4 protein-coding genes and 1 pseudogene are annotated in these 9,253 nt (G+C 66.6%); 3 read left to right on the forward strand and 2 right to left on the reverse strand.

From position 1 onward, the window contains the following. The first annotated feature begins 415 nt into the window (after positions 1-415). Positions 416-865 carry a hypothetical protein gene (locus QZY03_RS02860; RefSeq protein ID WP_295578113.1) on the forward strand — a complete coding sequence of 150 codons (450 nt, stop codon included), beginning with the start codon at positions 416-418 and terminating at the stop codon, positions 863-865. A 258-nt stretch (positions 866-1,123) separates the two neighbouring features. Here the strand turns inward: QZY03_RS02860 and smc are convergent, their stop codons facing one another. After that, positions 1,124-4,624: a chromosome segregation protein SMC gene (smc, locus tag QZY03_RS02865; protein ID WP_295578115.1), complete on the reverse strand. Its 3,501-nt coding sequence runs from the start codon at positions 4,622-4,624 to the stop codon at positions 1,124-1,126. Positions 4,625-4,926: 302 nt separating this feature from the next. Here smc and QZY03_RS02870 point away from each other — a divergent pair, with 302 nt between their 5' ends. Next, on the forward strand, positions 4,927-7,281 hold the full coding sequence (locus QZY03_RS02870) for a M6 family metalloprotease domain-containing protein (protein ID WP_295578117.1): 2,355 nt from the start codon (positions 4,927-4,929) through the stop codon (positions 7,279-7,281). A gap of 124 nt (positions 7,282-7,405) precedes the next feature. Here QZY03_RS02870 and QZY03_RS02875 read toward each other — a convergent pair whose 3' ends face one another. After that, the gene (locus QZY03_RS02875) at positions 7,406-8,518 is read right to left on the reverse strand and encodes a DUF3616 domain-containing protein (RefSeq protein ID WP_295578119.1); all 1,113 of its coding nucleotides are present in this window, start codon (positions 8,516-8,518) and stop codon (positions 7,406-7,408) included. A 285-nt stretch (positions 8,519-8,803) separates the two neighbouring features. Between QZY03_RS02875 and QZY03_RS02880 the strand changes: the two are divergent. Continuing rightward, positions 8,804-9,253 (forward strand): annotated as a pseudogene (locus QZY03_RS02880) (hypothetical protein); the annotation flags it as partial.

Below are 9,253 nucleotides of genomic sequence, written 5' to 3' on the forward strand. Positions count from 1 at the left end.
CTTGAAATACTATGAGTGCGAAAAATTAAAGGGGGGCCAGGAGACCCGAACGCCGGAATTTTGCCCCTCGTAAATTTTTTGCTCCTCATAACATTTTGATATTCAAGTTATTTACGGCCAGGAAAAATGGCCAAAGTCGAGGATCAAGGACATCACGATTGACGACAAGACCTATGAGATCAGGATCACCGACCGCAACGGGCATGAGATCCGCAAATCGGCCCTCTCGGCGGGGAAAAGGAAGTCTTCGCCGTCTCGCTCCTCTGGGGCTTGGCCCAAACCAGCGAACTGAAGCTGCCGATCATCATCGATACGCCGCTGTCGCGCCTGGACAGCACCCATCGCGACAACATCGTGAATAACTATTTTCCTAATGCGGGCGAGCAGGTAATCATTCTTCGTTCAACCCTTCCGCTTGCTGCAAGGCGGCCAGAGTCTACCCATCAATCCCTTCATCCTGCCGGCTTATGATGAGCAGACCATCAACGTCTCGGCGCGCGAAAAGGCCGAGAGCTTTGCTTCGATCAACAGCAAGCTCGGTGTCGTGCAGAAAGGCGCGCTGACGGAGGCCGTTCGTGCGGCTTATGCCAAACGCGCCGCATCGGCTACGCCGTACCCGGATTTTCCGGATGTGCTCGAACTGGCCGCGCTTGCCTATGAAGCCGACGGCAAGAAAGACGACAGCCTCATCGAGGTGTTGCGCGATTTGTCCGATTTCGAGCTGTTCTGGCGTCATGGCAGTGAAGGTGCGCCCATGGACCGGGTGTCGAACCGGACGATGTTGATCGATCTGCATGCGACGCCAGTGCTGAAGGAACTGGTGGCCTACCTCGTCATCGAGCGGCTCTACAAGACCTACGCCTGACAACCGGGCGCATACCATGCCGATGACCGATGCCGATCCATGGCGGGCACAGCGTCGCAGCGGGGGGCGGAATCCCAGGAATAAAGATCCCGACTGCGCGTCCCGGCAAGATCCGTAGGGGCTTTCGCGGCGACTGAAGTCGCCCCTACATCTCGGCAGGTCCTTTCCCGAAAATCGCCTACCCGGTCGTCGGTCCGCGGCGGGCTGGAACGGCGATGATGGCTCGCGCGCGCAACCCAGGCAACGGCGCCGGCTGCCTCACGCCACCCCCGCCAACCGCACCGCCTCTTCCACATCCACCGCGACCAGCCGCGAAACGCCTGGCTCGTGCATAGTGACGCCCAGCAGATGATCGGCGATCTCCATGGTGACTTTGTTGTGGCTGATGAAGATGAATTGCACCTGCTCGGACAGTGAGCGGACCAGGGCGCAGAAGCGGCTGACGTTGGCATCGTCGAGCGGCGCGTCGACCTCGTCCAACATGCAGAAGGGGGCCGGGTTCAACTGGAAGATGGAGAACACGAGCGCGACCGCGGTGAGTGCTTTCTCGCCGCCGGAGAGCAGGTGGATGGTGGAGTTGCGTTTACCCGGCGGGCGGGCCATGACGGTGACGCCGGTCTCCAGCAGATCGTCCCCGGTGAGGTCGAGATACGCCTGGCCGCCGCCGAAAAGGCGCGGGAAGAGTTCCTGGAAGCCCTGGTTGACCTGGTCGTAGGTGTCTTTGAAGCGGCTGCGGGTCTCGCGGTCGATCTTGCGGATGGCCGTCTCCAGGGTCTCCAGGGCGCGCGTGATGTCGGCGTGCTGGTCATCGAGATAGGCTTTGCGCTCGGACTGCTCCTTGTATTCATCAATGGCGGCCAGATTGATGGCGCCCAGCCGCTGGATGCGGGCGGCCACCCGGGTCAGGCGCTCCTGCCAGGTCGGTTCGTCCGCCGCGGGGTCCAGGTCGCGCAGCGCGTCCTGCGGTGTGGTCTCGGCCTCGGCGAGTTGCTCCTCCAGGGTGCGGCGGCGCACCAGACGCTCCTGGCGCTCCAGGCGCAGGCTGTCGAGTTCGCGCTGGGCGTCTTGGGCGGTCAGTTCGACCTGATGGCGCTCCGTTTCCAGCGAGCGCACCTCCTGGTCCAGCGCCTCCAAACGGTTGCGCGCGGCACCCAGTTCGGCTTCGACCTCGACCCGCCGGGCGAGCTGTTCGTCCAGGCGCTCGCGCTGTTCCACCAGGGGCTCAATGGATTCCTCGTGGTCGGCCACCAGATCGTCGCGCCGGGCACTGAGTTGATTCTGCTGGTCCTGGGCGCGGGTCATGCTGCGCCGGGTGGCCTCACGCGCGGCGCGGCTGGATTCCACGCCCACCCGCAGACCCTGGGCGCGGTCGCGCGCAACCTGCTCGGCCGCGCGCGCCTGGGTGCGGGCGGTGCGCAGGGTTTCGCGCTCGGCGCTGAGCGACTCGCGGCGCTCGGCCAGACGGCTGACTTGATCCAGCAAATCATTGAGCCGTTCGCGGCCGTCCTCGATCTCGGACAAGGCGTCCTCGCATTGGGCGGCGACTTCAGCGTGCTCCGCCGCCAGTGCCGCCTGGCGTTCGCGCAGATGCCCATCGCGGGCGCGCTGGCCGGTGAGCTCGGCACGCGCCGCGGCCAGGTCGCGATTGACGGCGGCCAACTGCTGGGCGGTCTGGGCACGCGCCTCCTCGGCCTGGGCGCGGGCGGCCCGCACCGCCTGCTCCTCGGCGGTGAGGGACTGCTCGCGGACGTTGAGGGCAAGGATTTCGGACTCCAGCGCCTTGAGCGCCTCGGCGCGGGCCAGGACACTGTCGCCGGCAGCGGCGGCCGGGGTGCGCAGCCAGTTGGCGCCGACCTGGGTGCCGTCGCGGGCGATCAGCCACTCGCCGGGTCCGAGATCGCCCCGGCGGTCCATGGCCTCAGTGAGGTCCGCCGCCGCGTAGACCGGACCCAGCAGGCCGTCCAGGGGCCAGGGCGCCTTGACCTGCGCGGCCAGACGTGTGTCCGGTCGGTCGCCCCGCGGCAGATCCGGCACCGCGGCGTCGATCAGGACCAGCCCCGGCCGCAGCCCGGCCGCCGCCGTCGGCCGCAGATCCGGCACCGGAACCGCCTGCAGAGCGGCGCCCAGGGCCGTCTCCACCGCCCACTCCCAACCCGCCGCGACCTCGAGCCGATCCACCAGCCGCGGCGTCTGCGCCAGCCCGTTGGCCGCCAGCCAGGCGGTCACCCCCTGATCGGCGTCGGCGCAGGCGGCCTCCTGCAAAGCGTTGAGCGAGGCATGCCGGCCCTTGGCCTGTTGCAGCGCGGTCCGGATTTGATCCAGTTCGACCGTCAAGGTCCGCAGGGCCGCCTCACGCGCGGCCAGCTCCGCCGCGTTGGCCTGTTGGCCGTCTTCCAACTCGGCCACCTGTTCCGCAATCCCGGCCTCCTGCTCGGTCAGCTCGGCGATCCGCGCCGCCGCCCCCGCCAGGTCGAGCCGGCCGGCGTCCTCGTCGTTGCGGCGCAGCCGCTCCCGGTCGCGGGTCAGGCGCTGCTCCAGGGCGTTGATCTGGGCGCGCTGTACCTGGGCCTGCTGGCCGGGGCCGGCGGCTTCCTGATTGAAGCGGTCCCATTCCGACTCCCACTGCGCCTGCTGATCTTCGGCGAGCGCGACCGCGGCAGCCGCCGCCGCAAGTTCAGCCTCGGCGACGGCCAGCAGGGGCTCGTCCCGCGTCAGCGCCTCATCGATCTCGGCGAGCCGGGTCTGATCGCGCTCCAGATGATGGGCGGCGTCGGACAACTCCTGATCCAGACGCACCAGTTCGGCCTCGCGCCGTCCGCGTGACTCGTTGGCGAACTGGATGGCCTGCTCGGCGCGGGCGATCTCCGCGCCCACCGCGTAGAAACGACCCTGGATCAGATTGAAGGTCTCGGAGGCGCCCGTGTAAGCGGTGCGGCGGTCCTCGATGTCAGCCTCGATGCGGCGCTGGCGGGCGAGCGCCGCGGCCTGATCGGTCTCCAGCGCTCCGAGCCGCCGATCCTGGGCCTCGAGTTCAGCGTCCAGGGCACGCCAGCGTAGCGCCTTGAGTTCCTGGTCGAGCCGCCGCTCCTCGGCCCGATACGCGGTGTAGCGGGCGGCGGTATCGGCCTGCCGCTCCAGATGCGCCAACTGCTTGCCCACTTCATCGCGCAGGTCGTCGAGCCGCTCCAGGTTCTCGCGGGTGCTGCGCATGCGCCCTTCCGTCTCTTTGCGCCGCTCCTTGTACTTGGAGATGCCGGCGGCCTCCTCCAGAAACAGGCGCAAATCCTCCGGACGCGCCTCGATGATGCGCGAGATCATCCCCTGTTCGATGATGGCGTAGGAGCGCGGACCCAGACCGGTGCCCAGAAACAGATCCTGAATGTCGCGGCGACGGCAGCGGCTGCCGTTGAGAAAGTAGCCGGACTGACCGTCGCGGGACACCTGACGCTTGACCGCGATCTGGTTGAAGGCGGCGTACTCACCCCCGGCCCGCCCGTCGGCGTTGTCGAAGACCAGCTCGATGCTCGCCATGCCCACCGGCTTCCGGCCGGTGCTGCCGTTGAAAATGACATCGGCCATCGACTCGCCGCGCAGCATCTTGGCGGAGGATTCGCCCATCACCCAGCGCACGGCGTCGATGACATTGGACTTGCCGCAGCCGTTGGGACCGACAACGCCTACCAAATTACTCGGGAAATGGGCCGTGGTGGGATCGACGAATGACTTGAAACCGGCGAGTTTGATCTTTTCCAGGCGCATCCCGGCAGGGTACCGGAAGCGGGGGTGGGGGCCAAGACCGCAGATCGCTGATCAGACCGCTCGGCCAGGTACCGTTTGGCGGAAAAAGACGGCAAGACCAAACCAGGATCACAGTCTGAGAAACGCGTGGTCGCTGTCGCCTTGCGCTGTCGATTTCCCGACTTAAGCTAGAGTCGAACCCGTTTATCCGATGACCGCCGAGTCGGCCGAAGCATCCAATGTGATCGTTGACAACGGGAGCAGCGTCGGCGCAGCGCCGATGACCTGAAACGAGGACGCATCGAGAGCACAGGACATTTGTGATGGTAAGACGATTCTTCGGTATCGCCGGCACGTCCGACGGCACTCGCACGGGCAGCACGCGACCTGACTTCGCCATGCGCAGTCAGCGCATCGACACGCGACTGTTCATCCTGTTGGGCGCACTGGCCTTGCCGCAATGCGTATTGAGCGCGCCGGCCGCACCCAGGACATTCACACTCACTCAGCCGGATGGCTCGACCTTTATCGCCATCAATCGGGGTGATGAATGGAACAATCGCGTCGAGACCACACACGGATATACGGTGAAGCGGGACCGCGGCGGAGTCTGGCGCTATGTGGAGGAATTCGTCGATGACACACCCATTATCGGCAACCTGCCGGCCGATGGTCCGCCCCCGGCACGGGTGAAGCGGCAGTTGCGCCCGCAGCGCGCACCGCTCGCGGCAGCGCCGCAGGAAAGCACCAATGAATTGGAGTTGGCGGCCCCGGCGGGCAGCTTCACCGGACCCGTGCTGTTTATTCTCGCGAGCTTCAGCGACACTGTCGGCACCACCACCGAGGCGCAATGGGGAACCTTCGTCACGGCCTCGATCGGCGACTATTTCAGCAAGACCTCCCACGGACGCGCCGGCCTGATCCCGGCGACCGAGTCATTTGGTGCAGCCAACAACGGCGTCGTCGGCTGGGTCAATCTCGGTTATGCACATCCCAATACCGGAGACAGCACCGGTACGGCCAACCAGACGCTGACCAGGGACGCCATTCTGGCCGCTGATCCCTATGTCAATTTCGCCGCCTACGATCAAAACGGCGACGGCTACGTGGACTCCCATGAACTGGCCATCGTCGTCGTGGCCGCAGGCTATGAGCGCAGCTACTCCAGCACCTATACACCCAATGTCTGGGGTCATAAATGGAGCCTGACCTCACCCGCGGTCGTTGACGGCAAGACGGTGGGCGCCTATCACTACGGCGGAGGCGGCTACGCCCAGTTCGGCGAATTGCATCGCGGCAGCAGCACCGACCAGCACCAGGCGACCATGGGCATCATGGTGCATGAGCTCGGCCATCTGATTTTCGGCTTGCCCGATCTGTACGATACCGATGGCTCATCCAGCGGTGTCGGCAATTTCTGCCTGATGAGCGGGGGCTCCTGGGGCAAGGCCGCGACCGATTCCTGGCTCGGTCAGAGCCCCGTGCTGGCCTCCGCCTGGGTGCGTTACAACCGGGGCTGGGTGGATGATCTGGAGGCGAACGGCACCGTCTCCCTGACCGCCGCGGGGGCGACCACTGCCGCCGGTTCCAACACGGTCGTGCGCGCCAGCACCAACCTCGCGACCGAGTATTTCCTGCTGGAAAACCGTCAACCGCAGGGCTATGACCGCGGACTGCAGGGTCTGATCGGCAGCGCCTTCGGCGGCTTGGCCATCTGGCATGTTGATACCACCCAGAGCGGCAACACCAATGACGCCCGCCGACTCGCCGATCTGGAAGAAGCGGACGCGTCTGCGATGGGAACCGGCCGCGGTCAGCCGACGGATCTCTGGTACGCCGGCAATGCCGTGACCTTCAACGACAGCTCCAATCCCAACAGCACGCTGAATCCGGGCGGCGCCAGCGGCGTCAGTATCAACGCGATCTCCGCATCCAATACCGTAATGACGGCCAGCTTCGGTGCGACCACTTATCCTGATTTCGTCGTCACGGTCGTCAGCCTCAATCCCACCCAGCCGACGGCCAACGGGACCATGACCGCCACCGTGACGGTGAAAAACCAGGGGATTGCCGCGGCCGGCGCGGGCTCAGTGGACGTGTGGACGAACCAGGCGAGCGCGCCGGCCTGCGGTGCCGCGGGTACTGCGCGTCAGACGGTCGGCACCTTGGCGGCAGGGGCCAGCACCACGCTGACATTCAGCGGTTTGCCCGCCGGAACCGCGGGCACCAAGACTTTGCTGGCCTTTATCGACAGCGCCTGCGCCACCACGGAGAGTAACGAGGGCAATAATCAGATCACTGCGCCCTACACGGTTGCGGCAGTTCAGAAGCCGGACTTCACGGTGACGGCCATCAAGATCAGCCCCACCCAACCGGCCGCCAATGGGACCTTTACCGCCACGGTGACACTCAAGAACCGCGGCACCGGCGCCGGCAGCCCGGGCCAACTCGATGTTTGGGCGAATCCAACGAGCCTGCCGGGTTGCGGAGCGGTGGGCGACCAGAGCAAATCGGTCGGCACCCTGGCCGCGGGGAGCAGCGCCACCGTCACCTTCAGCGGGTTGTCGTCAGGAGCCAAGGGTACAAAGATCTTCCGCGCCTTCGTCGACAGTGCCTGTCAGACCGCGGAGAGTAACGAAACGAACAACCAGCTCAGCAAGTCATACACGGTGAAGTAAGGCGACACCGGCAGTGACCGCGCGGCATGGACGCTGCCGCAAAGCGCCTCGGGCAAGCGGCCGTCCAGGCAATGTCATGCCTGGACGGCCGCTCTTTGTCGACCGGTCAACTTGCCCCCCAGTTTCAGATGTCCGGCAGCGGAAAAACCTCCGCCGACACCCCATCCGCCGCACCCCAACGGTTAGTGTGTAAGGTGCTGGAAACGACCATGACCCCGGGCCGGCCCAGTCCATCATAGCGCTCCATGGCCCGCGGGCGGTCGCCCTGCAGGCTGCCGGTCAGCGGCTGAAGGAGCGTCAGGCGCGGATCATCCGCAAGCGTCAGGCTGTCGGCGCCCAATTGGCTGGCCTCGCGCAGTCGATAGATGCCCGGCTGCCCGGCCGCGGGATCAGCGGCGGGATCAGTGACCGGCCCGGACAGGATCAACAAGCTATCGCCCTGCCAACGCAGCCCCTGGACGCCGCGACCACCCAGGTCCACCAGGTGTTTGCGATAGGGACGGCCCTCCAGACCGATGGGCTCCAGGCGCAGCACACAGGGACGCTCCTCCCGCGGCTCCACCTCCAGCACCACCGCGAAGCCGCCCAACACCGGTCCGCTGAAACCGATCCACAACCGCCCGGCCCGGCACCCCAGCCCCGCCAGTTCCAGACCGTTCTCGGCCATCGGGATGGGGCCGGGGGCGAAGTAGCCGGCCAGATGCGGGTCCTCGGCCAGGGCGCGGGTGAGCGTCGTACCGCCGTCCTCAATGGGCAGCAGGGCCAAGTCCCGCGGCTCGGGAAGGCGGGCGGCCCCAACCCGGGCGCAGCCCAGGCAGGCGCGCCGATGGATCGGCTCGATCCAAGTCAGACGCTCCAGGTTCTGCGCATCGCTCAGCGCGGCGTCCGGGCGCGGACGCGCGCCGGCATGGGACCCGATGAACCACAGCAGGTCACCGGCGCAGGCCAGGCCGGTCAGGTCCATGGGCTCCCCCGGGTTCGGCAGATCGAGCATCGCCGCGAGGTCCAGCGCACTCGGGTCGCTCCAACCGGGCCGCGCGGACGACGCCCCCCGCTTGGCGGTTTGATCGCCGGCGGCCGCGGGAAGCAACCGCAGGAGGCCGTCCAACGGGGCTGCGCCACACCACAGATGACCGCCGCCATCCAGGGCGATGGCCGAGACCTGGGCGGAAATGGACGCGGCGTCGACGGCCTGGCCGAGCCGCAACTGGACCTGGCCGATGGGGATGGGCTGCATAAAGGGATACCTCTTCGCTTGGATGACGCGGGGGGCGGCCCCCGGTGACTGAACGGATCAATCGCGGTCTTGGGTGCGGGATTGTTGGGCGGCTGGCGATGCGGGTCAACAGGTGCGCGTGATGGAAACAGCGATCGGCATCGACCATCGGCAGCGGCGGTGCACCATCATGGCGCGTCGGAAGGCCTTTGGATCGGGTATCGGGATCCCCGTGCGTGTCGCGCCGATGCGCCGCGGCACCGCAATGCGGTAGGATTGCGACTCTATTCTTAGAAGGAGATGCTAATGTTCCCTCCCGAGGACGTCCGTAAAAAGCGGCAGCCCATCGACATCGGCCAGTATTTCGTCTGGTTGATCGTCCTGGCAGCCGCCTATGGCATTTATTATGTCTGGTCTCATCCGGCACCGCGCTCAGCACCGCCCGACGTGACGCAGGCGCAGCGACTCGCCCCGATCGGGGTGGTCACCGTGACCACGCCGACACCGCCGGCCGCGCCGACACCCCAACCGGCCGCCGCGGAGCAAGCCGCTAAAACACCGCCTCCGGCGCCGGAGCAGACTCAAGCCCAGGCGCCCGTCAAGCGCGCATCTGCGACCACGGGGAGCGCACCCGGCCAGGCGCCGCCAGCCAAGACCGCACCGGCCGCCGCACCGGCGTCCCAAGCCGGCCCGCAAAGCGCCCGGTCGCCAGCGGTGAGCGCGACACCAGCCCCGCCCCGGCCGGCCGACCCCGGC

The organism is uncultured Lamprocystis sp. (genome assembly GCF_903933125.1).
GTDB lineage: Bacteria > Pseudomonadota > Gammaproteobacteria > Chromatiales > Chromatiaceae > Thiodictyon.